This window comes from Polyangium sorediatum, assembly GCF_029946465.1.
GTDB classification, from domain to species: domain Bacteria; phylum Myxococcota_A; class Polyangia; order Polyangiales; family Polyangiaceae; genus Polyangium; species Polyangium fumosum.
On the sequence record NZ_JARZHI010000048.1, the window covers coordinates 43,918 to 61,177 of the forward strand.

Annotated in this window: 13 protein-coding genes; 3 read left to right on the top strand and 10 right to left on the bottom strand. The window is 67.3% G+C overall.

Annotated elements, in window-relative coordinates; genetic code table 11:
* Positions 1-32 precede the first annotated feature (32 nt).
* Positions 33-944 carry a M23 family metallopeptidase gene (locus QHF89_RS35515; RefSeq protein ID WP_136966706.1) on the top strand — a complete coding sequence of 304 codons (912 nt, stop codon included), beginning with the start codon at positions 33-35 and terminating at the stop codon, positions 942-944.
* A 22-nt stretch (positions 945-966) separates the two neighbouring features.
* On the opposite strand, the gene QHF89_RS35520 is transcribed toward QHF89_RS35515, so the two are convergent.
* The 5 genes from QHF89_RS35520 to QHF89_RS35540 form a co-directional block, all read right to left on the bottom strand.
* The gene (locus QHF89_RS35520; RefSeq protein ID WP_136966705.1) at positions 967-1,797 is read right to left on the bottom strand and encodes an SseB family protein; all 831 of its coding nucleotides are present in this window, start codon (positions 1,795-1,797) and stop codon (positions 967-969) included.
* 17 nt (positions 1,798-1,814) lie between these two features.
* Positions 1,815-2,786, bottom strand: coding sequence for a CDC27 family protein (locus tag QHF89_RS35525; RefSeq protein ID WP_136966704.1), 972 nt, complete (start codon positions 2,784-2,786; stop codon positions 1,815-1,817).
* 8 nt (positions 2,787-2,794) lie between these two features.
* Positions 2,795-4,237: a serine/threonine-protein kinase gene (locus QHF89_RS35530; protein ID WP_136966703.1), complete on the bottom strand. Its 1,443-nt coding sequence runs from the start codon at positions 4,235-4,237 to the stop codon at positions 2,795-2,797.
* A gap of 107 nt (positions 4,238-4,344) precedes the next feature.
* The gene (locus QHF89_RS35535; protein ID WP_284721345.1) at positions 4,345-5,856 is read right to left on the bottom strand and encodes a substrate-binding domain-containing protein; all 1,512 of its coding nucleotides are present in this window, start codon (positions 5,854-5,856) and stop codon (positions 4,345-4,347) included.
* Positions 5,857-5,885: 29 nt separating this feature from the next.
* Positions 5,886-7,151 (bottom strand): S1C family serine protease, encoded by a 1,266-nt coding sequence (locus QHF89_RS35540; protein WP_136966701.1) that lies wholly within the window; start codon positions 7,149-7,151, stop codon positions 5,886-5,888.
* Positions 7,152-7,244: 93 nt separating this feature from the next.
* On the opposite strand from QHF89_RS35540, the gene uvrC reads away from it, so the two are divergent.
* Positions 7,245-9,398, top strand: a complete 2,154-nt coding sequence (gene uvrC / locus QHF89_RS35545; RefSeq protein ID WP_284721346.1) for an excinuclease ABC subunit UvrC — start codon at positions 7,245-7,247, stop codon at positions 9,396-9,398.
* Between the two features lie 22 nt (positions 9,399-9,420).
* On the opposite strand, the gene QHF89_RS35550 is transcribed toward uvrC, so the two are convergent.
* The 5 genes from QHF89_RS35550 to QHF89_RS35570 form a co-directional block, all read right to left on the bottom strand.
* The gene (locus QHF89_RS35550; RefSeq protein ID WP_136966699.1) at positions 9,421-12,396 is read right to left on the bottom strand and encodes a hypothetical protein; all 2,976 of its coding nucleotides are present in this window, start codon (positions 12,394-12,396) and stop codon (positions 9,421-9,423) included.
* Positions 12,397-12,548: 152 nt separating this feature from the next.
* The gene (locus tag QHF89_RS35555) at positions 12,549-12,920 is read right to left on the bottom strand and encodes a hypothetical protein (protein WP_136966698.1); all 372 of its coding nucleotides are present in this window, start codon (positions 12,918-12,920) and stop codon (positions 12,549-12,551) included.
* Between the two features lie 142 nt (positions 12,921-13,062).
* On the bottom strand, positions 13,063-13,263 hold the full coding sequence (locus tag QHF89_RS35560; RefSeq protein ID WP_136966697.1) for a hypothetical protein: 201 nt from the start codon (positions 13,261-13,263) through the stop codon (positions 13,063-13,065).
* Between the two features lie 973 nt (positions 13,264-14,236).
* Positions 14,237-15,430 (bottom strand): hypothetical protein, encoded by a 1,194-nt coding sequence (locus QHF89_RS35565; RefSeq protein WP_136966696.1) that lies wholly within the window; start codon positions 15,428-15,430, stop codon positions 14,237-14,239.
* A gap of 355 nt (positions 15,431-15,785) precedes the next feature.
* Entirely contained in the window at positions 15,786-16,208 is a 423-nt protein-coding gene (locus tag QHF89_RS35570) for a PaaI family thioesterase (RefSeq protein WP_136966695.1), read from the bottom strand.
* A gap of 187 nt (positions 16,209-16,395) precedes the next feature.
* Here QHF89_RS35570 and QHF89_RS35575 point away from each other — a divergent pair, with 187 nt between their 5' ends.
* Entirely contained in the window at positions 16,396-17,214 is an 819-nt protein-coding gene (locus QHF89_RS35575) for a hypothetical protein (RefSeq protein WP_136966694.1), read from the top strand.
* Positions 17,215-17,260 lie beyond the last annotated feature (46 nt).

Here is a 17,260-nt window from a genome sequence, read left to right on the forward strand (position 1 = left end):
CCGCGACCGGCTACGAATGATATCATACATTCATGAAATTCTTATTGCTGCGGGGTGCTTCCGTCCTCGTTTCTGCGGGCGCGCTCTTCCTCGCCGGCTGCGGCGCCGATGGACCAGTCGTATGGCCTATCAGCGGCGCGACCGAGGGTGATTTTCCGCTCTCATCCACCTTTGGTCCCCGCGTCCGTACGGAAGACGACGTCTACGACTTTCATCGCGGCATCGACATCGCCGTCCCCGAGGGCACGGACGTCTACGCGGTCGCCGCGGGCCGGGTCAGCGAGATTCAGAAAAACACGAGCGCCGGCGGTATGCTCGTCAAGGTCGATCACGGCGGCTATTACAGCACGTACGTCCATTGCTCCGAGGTCGACGTCGACGTCGGCGACAGCGTCGACGCCGGCGAGGTCATCGCCCTGAGCGGCAAGGCCTCGAATGGCTTCGCGCACCTGCACTTCGAGATTCGCAAGCCCGGCGACAACAAAAAGGACTGCGTCCACCCGCTCGAAGTCCTGCCCTACACGGACAAAGGCGCACCCACCCTGGAGATTGGCAAGGTGGACATGACGAACCCCCTCCAGCCCAAGGTCACGATCACGGCGCGTGTGGGCGCGGGCGAGCTCGATCTCCGCCGCGTCTCCGTCGCCACCTTCGAGGCCGACGCCGGCGCCATCCTCGAAGGCCTCGTGCCCCTCTCCGAGCGGGCCTACGACATCGACGACTGGAATCGCACCTATTCGTCGAGCGAGTCCGACGTCGTCATCGACGACCCGGACAACGAGGGTATCCTCGTGCGGCCGCAAAAATACAACAACACGATGCCCAGGTACGAAGTCGATTTCACGTTCACGGGGCTCGTCGGCACCGTCACGAGCGGCCTGCTCCGCATCCGGGCCGTGGCCACGGACGTGACGGGCAACGTGATCAGCGTCGAATCACATTGACGCGCTGAACAGCCGGCCCGCGTCAGGGCAGGATGTTCAGATTGTCGAAACGTGCCCGGCCCGGGTTCGGCGCCGGCGCGTCGATCCCTCCGGTCAGGGCCACGTACAGCTCTCCGACGACGGGCAGCGGGTTCGGCTCGCTCGCCTGCACCGTCCATTGCTGCGCGTCGGGCGACGTCTCCCAGAACGTCGTCCCGTCCTGCTCGCGAAGGCGCCAGAACGCGTGCTCGATGGGATCGTATTCGGTGAACGCCACATCGATGTAGTTGTCGGCGAGGATCTTGTGGCAGTACAGCGTCCCCTGGTAGAAAGCGATCTCGACCGCGTTATCGCTCCCCGTGCCGATCTGGAACGCCGCATAAGCTTCTGCAGTCGGGTTCGGGACCTCCAGCACCTGGACGAACGCGCCACAATTCGAAACGTCGTACGGCTGGGTCGAGTAATGCACCGCGTATCCGGTGGCACCGGGCGCGATCGTCACGACCACGTTGCCCTTGGACTCGGCGACCGACGCGCCGCCTTCCTCGTAGAGCGACCATTTCTCTGGATCGATCATCTCGTCGTCGAAATCGTCCTTCAAGGCGATCGTGCACTGCGGAGCCCCGCCCCCACCGCCCGCGCCGCCCCCACCGCCCATTGCAGAGCTGCTGCTGCTCGACGCGCCGCCCTCGCCTCCCATTCCGCCGACGCCGCCCGCCCCGGAGCTGCTGCTGCCGCTCGACGCGCTCGTCCCCACGTCCGCGCCTCCGCCGCCGAGCCGCGGATCGTACGCGTCCCAGTCCCGGTTGCAGCCGACGAGGCTTACGAAGAGCGGCAACCAGGCGAGCCTCGAAATCGTGTTGTTGTACGTCATGCCAACCCTCGCCCGGCTCAGAACGCCCCACCCACTTCGACGAACGCGCCCGCGGGCCCGACCACGACCCGCGCGTCCGTCTTCTTCGCCCCCTTCGGCCCGCCGAGCGCGATCATCAACGCGCCCGCCGCCACGCCCACCGCGCCGCCCACGAGCGAGCCGAGCGCGATCGTATCGAGCCGTTTTCCCTCGTCGATCACGTCCGCATACCGCGGCTCCGTGCACCGCTTCCCCCCGCAATCGGCGATGATCCCGTCGTATTTGTTCTGCGCCATCGCGGTCGTCACACCAAACACCCCGAGCCCCACCACGCCGAGCCCCGCGACCACGTACCCGGCGATCCGCACGCCGCCGCCCGTCGTCGATTCTGCGGGCGCGGGCGTGATGGGCTCGTTTTTCGTCGCCTCGGCGCCCGGGGCCACGAAGATCGTCTTCGTCTGCCCGCCGACCACGGTCTCCTCGCGCTGCATCCGCGCGCCTTGGGCCGGCTCGACCACCACCACCACCTTGCCCGGCAGCACGACGATGGCCACGCCGAGCCGCTCGGCTGGCAGCGCCGTGCCATTGAGGGTCACGCGGGCGCCCTCGGGCTGCGCGAGGGCCACGATCACCTTCGCCACCTTGGGCTCGAGCGCGGCGAGGTCGGCCGCGGCGCTGTCGCGGGCCCGCTCGTATTTCGGTTGCTCCTGGGCCAGGACCGCCGCCTCGACCCGCGTCGCCGCGAGCTCTTCATACGCCTCGACGATCTTGCCCAGCGCGAGCAGCGACCGGGCGACCATCATCCGTGCATTCGGGCTCTTCGTGATCGCGTAGGCCTCACGAAACCGGGCGATCGCCTCCTCGTGTTGGCCCTTGTCGTACAGATCCTGCCCCGCGTCGAACGCCTTCTGCGCCGCGGCCGCGGATGCGGGGGGCGGCGCGGCGAGCGCGGGCGCGCCCGACATGGCGATTTGGACCGCCACCACGAATGCAGCGAGGGGACGTCGCATGAAACGCGTCATAACTCCCGAGGACGATAGCCCCCCTTCGACGGAGGGTTTGCCGTCCGAAGGGTCGAAGCCGTCGAAAGAGGCGTCGCAGGCTTTGCCACCGCGGACGGCGCCGCCTGCGTGGGTGTGGACATCGGCGCCGCCGCCGCAGACGCCCCCGTCGACGCGGCGGGCAGCGGCTCGGCGGCCGTCGTCACGGACGGCACCTGCGTCTCGATCGGCGCGCCTTGCGTGACGCGCCCCTCGCTCGGCCCATTTGCTTCCGGAGACGACTGCCCATACCGCACCCCTACGAACACCCCGATGGCCGCCGCCGCCACGGCCACCAGAACGAACATCCCCCGCAGCGACCTCTTCTTCGGCGGCTCGACCTCCGCGTCCCGCGTGCTCGTGAGCGCCGTGCGCGCCGGGGTCGCTGCCGGCGCGGGCAGGGCTGCCTCTTGGCTCCCCGTTCCTCCCGGCCCCGTCACGCTCGAAATGCCGGACACCGTCGAACGCCGGCCCTCCGGGGCGAGCGCCGACGGCGCGCGGTGCACGTTGATTGTCCGGACATACGCCGCCACCATGCGCGCGTTGGCCAGCACGACCCCGTCGGCGCGCGCCGCCGCCTCCAGCGCATCGGCGAAATCGGCGGCGCTCGCGTGACGCTCGTCGGGGTTTTTCTCCAGGGCCTTCATGCACACCTGCGCGACGGCCTCGGGCACCTCCGGGATCACCTCGCGCGGCGACACGGCCGCGTTCTCGGTGATCTGGTACATCATCGCCACCTCGCTCTCGGCCCTCACCAGCCGGCGACGGGCGAGCATCTCCCATAACACCGCCCCGGCCGCATACACGTCCGTGCGCCTGTCGAGCGGCTTCGAACGAATCTGCTCCGGGGCCATGTACGGCACTTTCCCCTTCACCGTCCCGGTGCGCGTGCTCGAAAGCCGTGAATCGGCGCGGGCGACCCCGAAATCCGTCAGCTTGGTCGTGCCGTCCGTGCTCACGAGGATGTTTTGCGGAGACACGTCGCGATGCACGATCCGGAGCGGTACGCCCTGTTCGTCTGCGAGCTCGTGCGCGGCTTCGAGGCCCGCGAGCGCGTCGAGGAAGATCCGGAGCGCGACGTCGACCGGCACCGGATCGTTCTGACGAACGGCGCGCCGCAGGATCTGCTGAAGGCTCGGCCCCTCGACGTATTCCATCACGAGCGAGAGCGCGCCCTCCTCGGCCTCGGTCACGTCGAGGGTCGCGACCACGTTCGGGTGCCGGATCCGCGCGGCGAGCCGGGCTTCGTCGAGGAACATCGCGACGAACTCCGGCTCCTTGGCGAGGTGCGGGTGCATCTCCTTCACGGCGACGAGCCGTTCGAACCCGCCGAGGCCGTGGGTCCGCGCGAGGTAGACCGTGGCCATGCCACCGGAGGCGATCTCGGCGAGCTTGTCGTAACGGCCGCTCTCGGATGCCATCCGGAGCAGGGTACACGAGGTGCCCCGACCTCTGGAAGTCCTCTAGATCACGAGCCCGTCACGATCGACGAATCGTCTGTCCCGCCGACCGAAATCACGGCGCCCCCTTATGGCAATGCCATCACCTCCACCACCGCCGCCCCCTTCGCGCCTGCCTTCTTCGGCGCCACGAGCTTTCCGCTCTCCAGATCAAAACGCCCCTCCGCCGCCTCGATCACCTTCTTCGACTTCGCCCCGTCCACGCCCGCCGCGCTCGTCACCGACACGCGCACCACGCTCCGCTCGAACACCGCCGCGAGCAGCCCGACCGTGTCGATCAGCGCCTCCTCGTCGAACTTTTCCTGACGGAACACCACGAGCGGCTTCTCGCCCTCCGAGAGCTTCCCCTTGCCCGCCTCGCTCTTCCCATCACCGCCGGGAAGCGCGCCCGAGCGCGCGAGCGCCGCGATCACGTTCGTCGCAATCGGCGGCGTCTCCGGCGGCGGCGTCGCGAGCACCGAGGCCCCGCGGTAGAGCTGCCACGTCCGCTGGAACAACGTCGTGAGCGTCAGCGCCCCGCGCCCCGACAACCCCGCCATCCTCGCGTTGTCCCCGATCGACGCCGGGGCCACGTCCCCGAGCCGCCGCAGGAGCGCGAGCGGCTCCGGCGCGCCCTTCGCCGCCGCCACGATCCGCGCCCCGCCCGGCGGATCCGCGGCGAGCTTCTTCTGCCCCTCCAAAAACCCCTTCGCGAGCGCCGCGAGCGCGCGCTCCTTGTCCGTCACGAGCCCGCGCGGCGCCACGGCCACGAGCGGAACGAGCCGCGGCGCGTCCGCCGTCGTCAGCACGATCTTGCGCCCCGCCGCGCCGTCCGCGCCCGCCTCCGTCCGATCGAAGGCGACGAACCCGGCCTCTTTTTCCTCACGGCTCCCGGGCGCCACGACCTTCACGTTCGCGGCCGGCACGCCCGCGACGTCGAGCAAGAAGAGCCCGACGAACGTCGCCGGCGCGCCCGGCGTCCCCACGAGCGTCACGTCGCCCTTCACGGGCCCCGTCGGCAGCCCGTCCTTCGCCGCGAAGGCTTCGCGTCCGCGGGAGAACCCCACCACGAAAAACACCTCGGGCGACAGGGCCCGCAGCCGCTCGTAGGCCGCGAGGAACGTCGGCAGCGGCACCACGGCCACGTCCGCCCCGTTCTCGTCGCCGCCGCCGCGCGCGAGCGCCTCCTCGACCGCGCTCATCGCGTCCTGCACCGAGATCCGCACGTCGAGCCCCGCCGCCGTGAACACGCTCTTCGGCCCCGGCGCCTGCCCCTCGTTCGCGAGCAGCCCCGGCGCTGCCAGCTCCCAGCCGAGCGACACCACCTTCAGCGGCCGATCGAGCAGCGGCTCCGGCTTCGCGTCCACCGCCGGCGCGCCCGCGCTCCCGCTCCCGTTCGCCACGGGCGCGGCGCCCGCGCTCCCGCTCGGCACCACGCCTGCGCTCGCGACCGCGCTCGCCCCAGGGCCTGCGCTCGCGCTCCCGCTCGGGGCGGGCAACGCGGCTTCGACGGCCTCGGGCTTCGGCGGCGGCGCCGTGTGGGGCGCGCGGCTCCGCGTCACGAAGATCGCGCCGAACCCCCCGAGGAGACAGATGAGCAAAACGAAGACGATTTTCTGGCGCAATGGACTCACCACTGGCTGGAGGAGGCGCTCGGATCGCCGAGCTTGCGCCGCCCGGGGTAGCTCGTTTTGACGAGGCGCTTGAGCTCGTTCACCGGCACGGCCAGGTTCAGGTTCTGCGCCCTCTCATAGGCGCCGCCGAACTGGGCCGTGTTGATCCCGATCACCTCACCGCGCATGTTGAACAGCGGCCCGCCGGAGTTTCCCGGGGAAATCGGCACCGAGATCTGGATCCACTGCCTTCCTTCGTGCAGCCGCCGCGCCGAGACGAGCCCGTCGGTCAGCGTGTGTTCGAGCCCGAGCGGGTTGCCGATCGCGATCGCCCTCTCGCCGACCACGATCTTCTCCGAGTCGCCGAGATCGAGCGGCTTCACGTCCGGCGGCGCGCCCCCTTCGAGTGGCTCCTTCAGGTTGATCTCGAGCAGGGCCAGGTCCACCTCGCGGTTGTCCATGAGCACCTGGATGTCCTGGTAGGCCGCGCCGTTCTCGAACTTGATCCGCGCCGACGTCGCGCCCTCGATCACGTGGTGGTTCGTCACGACGACCCCGGCCTCGTCGATCAAGAACCCGGTCCCGCCGCCCTGCGCCTCGCCCTTCTTCACGAAGATCGTCACGACCGAAGGCGAGAGATCACGGAACAGCTCGGCCGGCGTCTTGTCGAGCTTCCCTGTCGCGCCGGCGTCCCCGGGCGCGCTCGCATCCACGGGCGCGCTCGCGTCCACGACCGCGGGCACGGCCGCCGCGTCCGCCGCCGCGCCCGCATCCGCTGCGGCCTCCGCGTCCGCGCCCGCGTCCGCGGCCACGTCCGCGACGGGCGCGGGCGTCGGCTCCGGAAACGCGGGCCGCACGCCGCCGAGCAGGTACGCGACCTGCGCGAGCTGCGCGTAGCCAGCGGCGGCGAGCCTGTCGCCTTCCTTCACGTAGAGCGACCCGGTGAACTTCGCGGCGCCCGTGAACGCGAGCGCCACGCCGAGCCAAACGATCGCGAGCACGTCGGTGATGATGCTCGCGCCGCCCTTGGTTTGCCCTTCGGGCAGGAGCCTGTCGGCGATCCCGAGCGGCACGATCACGGCCACGGCGAGCGCGACGAGCACCCGGGCGTAGCCGTTCTCCGTCAACGCGCCGACCACGGCCATCAGCGAGATCAGGGTGGCGACGAACCCCCAGACGATCGCGACGATCTTGAGGAGGGTCAGCGCGACGCGGAAGCCTGTCGAAGGCTCGCTCCGCGTGGGCCTGGGTGCTGGCTTGGGCGTGGGTTTGGGGCTGGGCATGGACGTTCGTGCGGACGGGAGCGTCGCTCTCGGTTCGGCGTCGCGTCAAGCCAGAGCTTGCTTGGAGCGGCGATCCGGCGCTAGACGATGGGAGTGTCCGACGACGCACGTGCTCCCGAGCCCGAGACCGATCCGGTCCTCGCGAAGCTCGACACGCTCCCGACGAAGCCTGGCTGTTACCTCTTCTACGACAAGACCGGCGCGACGATCTACGTAGGCAAGGCGAAGAGCCTGCGCTCGCGCGTCCGCAGCTACTTCCAGGAGGGCGGCAGCGACTCGCGTTACTTCATCCCGATCCTGCGCAAGATCGTGCGGGACCTCGAGACCGTCGTCACCTCCACGGAGAAGGAAGCGGCCGTCCTCGAGAACGAGCTCATCAAGAAGCACAAGCCGCGCTTCAACGTGAAGCTCCGGGACGACAAGGACTTCCTCTGCTTGCGCATCGACACGAAGGCCGCGTGGCCGCGCCTCGAGACCGTGCGCCGCCCCTCGCCCGACGGCGCCCGTTACTTCGGCCCCTTCCACTCGGCGACGAGCGCGCGCCGCACGCTGCACCTCGTCAACAAGCACTGGAAGCTCCGCACCTGCACCGACCTCGACATGGCCTCGCGGCGCAGGCCCTGCTTGCAATACCAGATCAAGCGTTGCCCCGCGCCTTGTGTCTACGAGGTCGACCGCGACGAATACGCCGAGCAGGTCCGCTCCGTCTCGCTCTTCCTCGAAGGCCGGCACGACGAGCTCACGGGCGAGCTCGAAAAACGCATGAAGGAGGCGGCGCGCTCCATGGAATTCGAGCGCGCGGCCATCTACCGCGACCAGCTCAAGGCCGTCGAGATCGCGCGTGAATCGCAGCGCGTCGTCTCCGTGAAGGACGTCGACCAGGACGTCGTTGGCCTCTACCGCGAGGGCTCGATCGCCGAGGTCGAGCTCATCAAGGTCCGCAGCGGCCGCGTCGCCGACACCGTCTCGTTCTCCTTGCGCGGCGTCGAGCTGCCCGACGAGGAGATCCTCGGCAATTTCCTCACGCAATATTACGGCGACGAGGCCGAGGTCCCGGTCGACGTCATTCCGGACGAGATCCTCCTGCCGGTCCTGCCCGACGGCGCCGAGGGTGTCTCCGAATGGCTCGGTGATCGTCGCGGCCGCAAGGTCGCGCTCGTCGTGCCCCAGCGTGGCCCCCGCGTCGAGCTCCTCGCGATGGCGCGCGAGAATGCCGAGCACGCCTTCAAGGAAAAACAACGCGCCTCGGACGACATCGAAGCGCGCCTCGACGACCTCCGCGAGCGCCTGCGCCTGCCCTCGCTCCCGCGTCGTATCGAGTGTTGCGACATCTCGCACCTCGGCGGCGGCGACACCGTCGGCTCGATCGTGGCGCTGCGCGACGGCCAGCCCGACCGCAAGCATTACCGCAACTTCCGGGTGCGCACGAAGACCGAAGGCGACGATTACGCGGCGATGTACGAAGTCCTCGCCCGCCGCTTCCGGCGCGGCCGCACGGCGAGAGAGGTGAAGGAGGCCGAGGCGGCCGCGGAAGCCGCCGCGGAAGTCGCCGCCGAAGCCGCCGCGGAGGCGGAGCTGGCCACGGAGACGGAGATCGAGGTGGCCGTGGACGCAATGGCGGAGCCCGAGACCGAGACCGAGCCGGAGACCGAAGCGCCGCCGCCGTCGTCGGGCAAAAAGGCCGAGGCCGAATGGGATTTGCCGGACCTCTTCGTGGTCGACGGCGGGCGGGGCCAGCTCAATGTGGCGCTCTCGGCGGCGCGCGACCTCGGGCTCCACGATTTGCCGATCGTGGGCCTGGCCAAAGAGCGGGAGAGCGTGATCGGCGAGAAAATGGTCGACCGCGTCTACTTGCCTGGCCAGAAGAACGGCATCTTGCTCCGCCCGGGCAGCTCGTCCTTGTTTTTCCTGGCGCGCGCCCGCGACGAGGCGCACCGGTTCGCGAACCACATCCGCGAAAAGCTCGGCAAAGCGCGGCGCCTGCGCTCCGAAATCGAGGACATCGCGGGCCTCGGCGACGCCGTGCGCAAAGCGCTCCTGCGCGAGCTCGGTTCGATGGGGGCGCTACGCACGGCCACGGACGCGCAGATCCTCGCCGTGACGGGCGTGACGAAGCGGCATTTGACGGCGATTCGGAAGGTGATCGCGGCGCCCGGCGAGGCGGCGGCACCGGCACCAGCGGCGGCACCGACACCGCCGCCGGCCGAAGAGGCTATGCCCGCGGAAGAGCGCAAAGACGAAGCTTAGGCTCTCCCGGTCGAAGGGGAGGTCACGACGAGGGCTCGTCCTCGTACGCGCTCTCGTGGAACAGAGTCCGATGGGCGTGGTGGGCCTCCACCCGCCTCGCCAGGGCGTGCCGCCCGAGGGCCTCATACCCTGCGACCATCAGATCCAGGGCCTCGGCTTGCCATAGGGCGGGACGCTCCTCCTGGGGCGGCCAGGGATAGGACGCATGTAGCTCCCGCCCGAGGGTCAGCGCATAACGAGGATCTCCCTCCGCGAGCTCTCGCTTGGCGCGCGCAATCCAGCCCGGCAGCTTCGCCTGCACCTCGTCCTCCGCATCCTGGTACTTCGTCAGCGCGTCCGCGAGCTCCCTTCCCTCGGCATCTCCCTGCTCGGTCCGGATGCCCACGATGCCCAGCTTGAAGTCCGCCGCGCTCCGCTCCGCGTAGGACCAGCGCATGGCGGCGCGGTCCTCCCGTCGGATTCGCTCCTCGTGCTCCGCGAATGCGTCCAGCACCTCGAAGAGCCGCCGCGCCAGAAGCTTCTCGTCCTTTCGGTGGGCGTAGCGGTCCACGCGGTCTTCGAGCACGCCGTCCAGCCACGCGCGAATCTGATCCAGCAGCGTCTCCGCGCGCCAAACCCGGAAACCATCGTCGACGAGCATCACGCCGCTCGGTGTACAGGATGGATCGTCGTAGACCAGGACGAGCCGATGGTCGGCGCGGGCGGACGCGACGAGCAGGTCCTCGGGGAGATCACACGGCTGGACCCGGTGCAATCGCTCGTCGAAGCCCTCCTTGACCTTTCGATCGAGCCCGCCGTCTTCGAATAGGTCCATCACGCCCCCCGGGTCGACGCTGAACAGCTCCCGGAAACCACGCGCCTCGGATTCCGTGAGGCTGGTGAAATAGGCCCACGCGAGCGCGACATGTTTCGGCAGGCGCAGCCCGTACGTCTTCTCCACCCGCGCCGCGACCGCCGGAAAACGCACCAGGGCCGTTTCGAGCGCGGCGGCCCAGCGACGCTTGTCCTGCTCCACGTCCGAAGGATGCACGGCCTCCAGGTACGCCCGGTACTGCTCTTCCTTGTTTCTGCCGCCGCTCTGGAGACCGTCGCGGATGGCCCACGCGAAGTCCTCTTCGGAGGTATTCGCTTCGTTGGCCAGCGCGTAGGCGCTCCAGATGTCCGCCATGTCCATCCCCTCGAAGGGATCCGCGTTCTCCTCTTCAATACGCTTGATGCACGTCTCCCAGCGTCTCACGAGGTCCGGGAACGCCTTCTGCCAGCCGGCGAGGAACGCGCGGAAGCGCTGCACGGAGACGTTCGTCACGTCGTACTGCGCGGCCACGAAAAACCCTACGCCCGAGCCGTCCGCGGGATTTGTGTAGGTGAAGCCCAGGTTCACGGTGAGGATTCCATCCTGGAGCTGAATGCAATCGACCGGTTCCGCGCGCTGTCCGTCTGCGGTCTCGAAGCCCAGGCTGTGGTCACGGAGCAGAAAGGGAAAATAGTCATCCGCAAGCGCCACGGCAGACTCGAACCCCAGCGGCTCGGTGGCGGGATCTGCGTTCTCATAGACGTCCTGCATGAAGATGCCGCGGTTTGCGTGGTGGACCTCCGCTTTGCGCGCGAGCGCGCCGCGCCCGAGGGCCTCGTACGCGGCCACCATCAACGAGAGCGCCTCCGGCTGCCAGAGCGGCGAGAAATTTCTCCGGTCCGGGACCCCGCAGGCGCAATGAAGCTCCCGGCCGAGCACCAAGGCATAACGCGGATCTCCTTCCGCGAGGAGCTGCCTGGCGCGCGCGACCGCCTGCGCGACGGCCGCTTGGGATTCGGCGGCATGGATGTCCGACGGGATCTCGAAGCCCGCTCCATCGCCTTGATCGGTGCAAATGCCGACCCCCGAGCCGTGCTCCGCCCTCTGCGTGCGCTCGCTGTAAGGCCAGCGCATCCGGGCGCGATCTTCTTCGCGGACCGGCTCCGTATGTTCCTCGAACTCCTCGAGCGCCTCCAGGAACAAGCGGATGTTGAAGAACGTGATTTCGTCGATCTTCCCGTCCTCATCCCGCAGAAACGCGGGATACGTGACGAGCTGCTGGGCCCAGTCCCGGAAGAAGTCGAGGAACGTCTCTCCCATCCAGCGGGACTTGTCTTCCATGTCGTAAACGACCGCGCCGCTGGGAAGGTAGTCCGGATCGTCATAGAAGAGCGCGAACGCGTTGAAATCCCCGCAGAACATGATCAGGGCTTCCGGCGGGAAGGCCGGAGCGACGAAGTGCATCCGCGGATCAAAGCCCTCCTTGAGCGGCCGTTGGAAAGCGCGCTCCGAATAGAGGCTGAGCACCCCCGAGGACACCGTATACGGGCCGATGCCGAGGCGCTGGGCGGGTGCGCGCCATTCATACGGGGAGAGGCTCGCGAAAAAAGCCCAGGTCAGCGCCGCATGCTTGGGCAGGAGAAGCCCGTAGGTCTGCTCGACGCGGGCTGCCACCTCCGCGTGGCGGGCCATGAACTTGTCGACGGCTTCGGCGCGCCGGCGCCGGGCGTCTTCTTTGCCCTTGGGCCGCGCCTTCAGCAGGAAGGCCTGATACCCCTCCTCGGTCTTTTCGAGGAACGGCCGGACATCCTCGTCCTCGGGGCTCGGCGTCAGGAACACCCGCTCGAAATCGTCCGCCGTCACGTTCGCTGGATCGTCGAGCACCTCCGGACGCCTCATCCTCTCCAGGTCGTGCTCGATGGCGGGAAACGCGCGCCGGAAGCCTTCCAGATAGGCCGTCCAGCGCTCCTCGGTGAGCGTCGTCAGGTCGTAGCGGTCCTCGAACTCGTAGACGTCGGAGATGCTGCCATCGGGCATTCGCTTCACGAGCATGTGGGTCAGGGAGAGGGTCTCACCTTCGATCCGGATGTCGTCCGAGGGCGACTTGTCTTCCTGAAAAAGGCTCCGCAACCCGAAGGTGTCCCCGTCGTGCTCGAACGGGAGGAACCGCAAGGCAATCTCTTCGATCTGGCGGGCAGTGAGCATGGTCTTCAATGGGGGGTGGGGCGAGCGGGCCTGGGTCGGAGCGCGTAGGTAAGACAAACGGGTCCTGGACGTCAAGAACAGCCTCGCGCGAAGGCTACAGCCGGGGCTGACCTCGGCCACGTCTCGTCGGGGTCGGACTGCCGGAGGGAGATTCAGGCGTCCTTTTTGCGCGGGAGCGCCTGCTCGTCGATCAGGCAATCGTAGATCGTGGCCTCACCCGCATACCGCAGATGGTGTTGAACATCTGGAACGACGACATGGCCGACTTCGGGCGGCATGAACTCGTACCCGGGATACACGACTGCGATTTCGTGTGCGACCCCATCCGCATAGGGTTGCTCCTCGGGTGTGAATTCGAAGCGCCGCTCCACCGGTGGGAAGAGATTGCCGTAGCTGTCCGGCTCGTCGAGGTAGAGATAGCGGTAACTATGGAGGACGTAGTACGGTACGAGAAAGCTCACCTCGAAGGCGAGCGAGTGAAAACCAACGTCCCGGGCGAGCGTGGGCAGACAGATGCCCCCCACGTGAGCCCCGACCGGCCCTGCCCTGACTTCTGCATGTTCAACTGCGCCAGCAGTTCCTTCTCGAACTCCAAGCAAAAGAGCGCTCGCAACCACTGTGGTCTTCTATGCACCCTTGCCGCCCAACAATGATCCCTTTACGGGATCACTCGTCTGGCAACCCCTTACAGCAGAAGACCCTCGGATCGACGCCCTTCACCTCTCCCACGTGCTCCCCACCCTTCGGTTCACACGTCCCGGGCTCGTTGACGGTCCACTTCGCCGAGATCGATCCGAGGGCGAAGGAAGCTGCGCCGAAGTTGATGCAGCTCCCGTCCAGAGCCGGGACGTTCTCGAACAGCGACATGGGAACGCCTCCGCATGCTGGGTCCTGGAACGCCGACAGGATCGCGCTGCATTTTGCACCCGAAGGCTCCCCGCATTCGCAGGACGAGCACTCGACCTTCCCGGTGGTCCCCCGGTACGTTAAGACCCGCTCGGGAAACGCCTCGGGACATTGCGGCAGGTTCGCCTCGTCCACGGGCAACGTGTACTGCACACATTGCCTGAACTCGGGCGGAGGTGGCTCGGTGCTCGGCAGGCACGTCTCGCTCGTGGACTCGCAACGCCCTTCTGCCGTGCCATGACAGGCTTTCGCGTACTTCCCCCAGGAAATGCCGTTCGCGAACGATTTGGGCCCACCAGGCCGGCCAGGCGCGAAGCCCGGGGCCTTGGGGGCAGGGTCTCCGATTGGCTCGCATCCCGTCACGCTGGGAGCCGCCAGTTCGATCGACGAGAAGCTTCCCGAGGGGAGCACGTCGGGTGAGACGCACGAACCGTCCCAACCTTCCGGGCCTGAATACTCCGTGGGATTGGCGCCTTGGCAGAAGCTCGCGGAGTCGACGTTGATCGAGCTGGGGAGCGTGCAAGACGCGGGTCCGCACGAGCAAGCCGCACATTGCACATGCACCGACAGGTCGGCGAACCCGGTATAAAACACGGTATCGGCTCGATCGGGACAGTCGGGAGCCTCTTCCTCCGCCCCCATCCACAGAAGGACGGCCTTCTCACGGAAGTCCGACGTCCCCATCGGCACACACTGCCCGCCTCGCGCGACACACGACAGGGGTTCGAGCCCATTGCCGCCATCGGGAGGGAAGCAATCCCCATGGATATCGGCATCGGGGTTCGCGTCCGGTTTACAGTGGAATTCGAGCTCCCACGGTTCGGTTGTGCATCCATGAACGGCCAGGATGGCGCCGAACGCGAGTGCTCCAACGATGCCGGCCGTCCAGGATGCGTGATATCGATCGAAGATCATGCCAAATACCCTCTCCGAGCTACTGTGAAATGGAAATAGTGACACCAGCCGAAGCCATGAACCGGCCACCACTCCAGACGGGGGTGGCGCTGTCGGACGTTCGGATCGAGATCGACGTTTGCCTGAGCATAGAGGAAACGTCTCCGAACAAGCGAACCGAGAACGGTCCAGCGATCTTGTAGCGAGCCCCGACGCCGATCCCGACGCCCGGGATCACCTCACTTTCCCTGTCAGGCAAGTACAGCGAGGTGTCGGCCATCTCATATTGTATCACGTTGAGGCTCGCCAACACGCACGTATCCAGCCACTTCCACGATACGCAGGGACCACCTAACCCACTGAATAGGAATGCATCGATCGGGCGAGCCTCCACCGGCCCGACAGACCACACGCCCCGGACGCCAGCCATCACGGAGAAGGCTTCTCGACGATACCAGCCGGCAAGCGAAGCACCCATCGCTGGAGACGGTAGAGCCCCCACAACCAGTGTGGCTCCACCCTCGGCACTGAACAGGCCACGACCTCTCGGTGCGCTCGCAGGGTCCACCTTCTCGTGGGCCCCGTTCTCGCGAACAACCACGCGTCGTTCCTTCGGCTCCTTCTCGATCGTGATGACTTGTGGCTGCGCCTGGGCAGGCTCAGGAAACTCGAATTGCAGGAGCATCGACTTCCCGCCGACGCATTCAGCGGTCTGCTTCAAGTCTTCTCGGCCCGAGAGCGTCGCCGTGACCTTCGTCTCACCAGGCGAAATGAACGTCCAAAACGCACCTTCGCTTCGAACACGCTTGTCGCTTCCGATCGAGATCATGGCGTCGACGTCGCTGGTCATGACATCGAGGCGACAGACGCGTCGGCGCACGCGTTCGTACGCCTCGAAGAATTGCCTGCGTTCGGCGGACGAGATCCCGGCCGCCTCCGATACGGCAACTTGCAGTGCAAATGCCATTTCGAGATCGGTTCGTGGATCCGGCAGGAACATCGAGAGGACGAGACCGAGGCGTCCGGACAGGCGAGGGTCATGCTTCATCGAGAGGGCTTCCGAATACGCATCGGCAGCCTCATTCAGTCGGCCCGCTTCGAGGGCTCGATCTCCCACGGCAACGCGCGACTTGAATCGTTCCTCCGCTTCGGGGCTCAACTTGCGATACTGGCTCGCGCGCGAGGGTTTGGGGTCGTTCGGCGGAGCAGAAGACGTCTCGGGTTCCGCCGCCATCGTGGAAGCCGAAAGCGTGAGCAGAAGCAGCAGAGTCGCGCGTGAGGAAGGACAAACCACGGGACGAGCATCCTACACACGCGGACGAACCCTCGGCAAGGGGGTTGTGTACGGACGAACCTCACGACCCGGCTTTTAGCGTCACCGTCTGCAAAAACGACTGGGAGCAGCGGCCCGCCGCCTGAACCGTCGCTACCGGAGGTCCGGCGGCAACTGATTCGGTCGAAATGGCAGAGTCGTGTTCGTGAACCCTCGCCACCTCCGGGCACGCAGGGCTCCATGGGTCTGCTCGGCGCCTCGTCGAGGACCGGCCCGGCCCAGCCGTTGCAGATCAACTACAACGACAGCTCATGCATCACGGCCGAACATTCGCGATCGTAGCCTGCATGAGAGCGATCACCTTGTGGGCAGCTCCCGTTCCAGAGAACGCTCGCACTTCGCCCGTGCAGACCGTGAGGAGCTTCCCCGCATTCTGGACCCTTCCAATCGCCAAGAAGTGCTCCCCGAGCGCGGGCCGCATGAAATTGATCTTGAACTCAGCCGTGACGACGTCGCATTCAAGCGGAGCCTTCGTCAACGCTGCATACCCACAAGCACTGTCGACGATGCTCGTGATGGCGCCCGCATGAACATAACCGTTCTGCTGGGAAAGCCGCTCGGAGAAGGGCAGTGTGATGTGCACCTCGCCCTCTGCCACCAAGGCAAGCTTTGCACCAATGGTTGCCATCAGGCCCTGCGCATGAAAGCTGGCCGCGATTCGGTTGTGGATGTCGTTCATCGAGTGGGGGGCAGGTCGTGAAGGGTTCTATGACGCCTGATGGCCTGCGGGGGAGCCGCAAAGCCGCCGGGGTCGAGGCCGCAGCGTGCCACGACGTTCCGGTCCATCGCAAGCTCCGGTCCTCCCGACGGCGGGCGAACCTCCACGATGTGCTCCACGCGTGCGCCGTGCTACCCATGGCGCCCCCATGATGACCCGCTCCTCCCAATGCATTGGCACCGTCCGTCTGCGAACGTTCGTCGGGCCTCGGCTCCTCGCGTGGGCCCTCGCGCTCCCGGCGGCTGGCAGCGCGTGCGGCGGCACCACGCCTCCTCCCGCCGCGGACGCCACGAATGCGACGGTCGCTCCCACAGCCCAAGCCCAACCGGCGGGCCCGCGGGAGGTGTGTGAGCACCTGCGCGCCGTCGTTTCTCGGGAGCTCTCGAAAGACGGGCGCCCCGTGAACGAAGGCAAAGAACAAGAATTCATGCGGGGGTGTTTGGAGGAGGAGTCGACAGGGCAGGCGGATGACAAGGAGCGCTGGGCAGGCCGCGCCGCCTGCTTCCTCGCCGCGAAGACAGGCGACGACGTCCTCGCCTGCGAAGAAAGTCACCCCTTTCCAAGCGTTCCCCTCGATTGTGATCGATTGCTCGCGCCGGCGGACATCCAAGCGGACCTCGGCCTGTCGATGAGGCCGTCGGACGACGATGAGCCGACCTCGACGGAGACCTGCAGTCGAGACTTCCACACGGACGATGGGCGGTTCTTTATCGTTTACCTTCGATCGCACCGGACCACGACGGAAGCCGCGGAGCTGGTCCGAGGGCCTCATGAAAAGGCGACGCAGGCGAAGCTCCTGTCCGGCCTCGGCGACGTGGCAGAACGTCATATGGAAGGCACGTTGTGCCGTGTGGCGGTGGCAAAGGGCCGCGTCACCATGGTCGTGACCCTCAATCCGCGGCAACAGCCGTGCGCGTTCGACGCACTCGAACGCCTGGCAGCCAAGGCGACGGCGCGCTTGCCCTGACGCCCTCGGACCTCGTGATCGAAGTCCCCGGACCATGACTTCAACC

Coding starts and splice junctions, on each gene's coding strand:
- QHF89_RS35515 (WP_136966706.1), top strand. CDS start 33: ATGAAATTCTTATTGCTGCGGGGTGCTTCCGTCCTCGTTTCTGCGGGC.
- QHF89_RS35570 (WP_136966695.1), bottom strand. CDS start 16,208: ATGAACGACATCCACAACCGAATCGCGGCCAGCTTTCATGCGCAGGGC.
- QHF89_RS35560 (WP_136966697.1), bottom strand. CDS start 13,263: ATGTCGCTGTTCGAGAACGTCCCGGCTCTGGACGGGAGCTGCATCAAC.
- QHF89_RS35575 (WP_136966694.1), top strand. CDS start 16,396: ATGATGACCCGCTCCTCCCAATGCATTGGCACCGTCCGTCTGCGAACG.
- QHF89_RS35525 (WP_136966704.1), bottom strand. CDS start 2,786: ATGCGACGTCCCCTCGCTGCATTCGTGGTGGCGGTCCAAATCGCCATG.
- QHF89_RS35550 (WP_136966699.1), bottom strand. CDS start 12,396: ATGCTCACTGCCCGCCAGATCGAAGAGATTGCCTTGCGGTTCCTCCCG.
- QHF89_RS35520 (WP_136966705.1), bottom strand. CDS start 1,797: ATGACGTACAACAACACGATTTCGAGGCTCGCCTGGTTGCCGCTCTTC.
- QHF89_RS35530 (WP_136966703.1), bottom strand. CDS start 4,237: ATGGCATCCGAGAGCGGCCGTTACGACAAGCTCGCCGAGATCGCCTCC.
- QHF89_RS35565 (WP_136966696.1), bottom strand. CDS start 15,430: ATGGCGGCGGAACCCGAGACGTCTTCTGCTCCGCCGAACGACCCCAAA.
- QHF89_RS35540 (WP_136966701.1), bottom strand. CDS start 7,151: ATGCCCAGCCCCAAACCCACGCCCAAGCCAGCACCCAGGCCCACGCGG.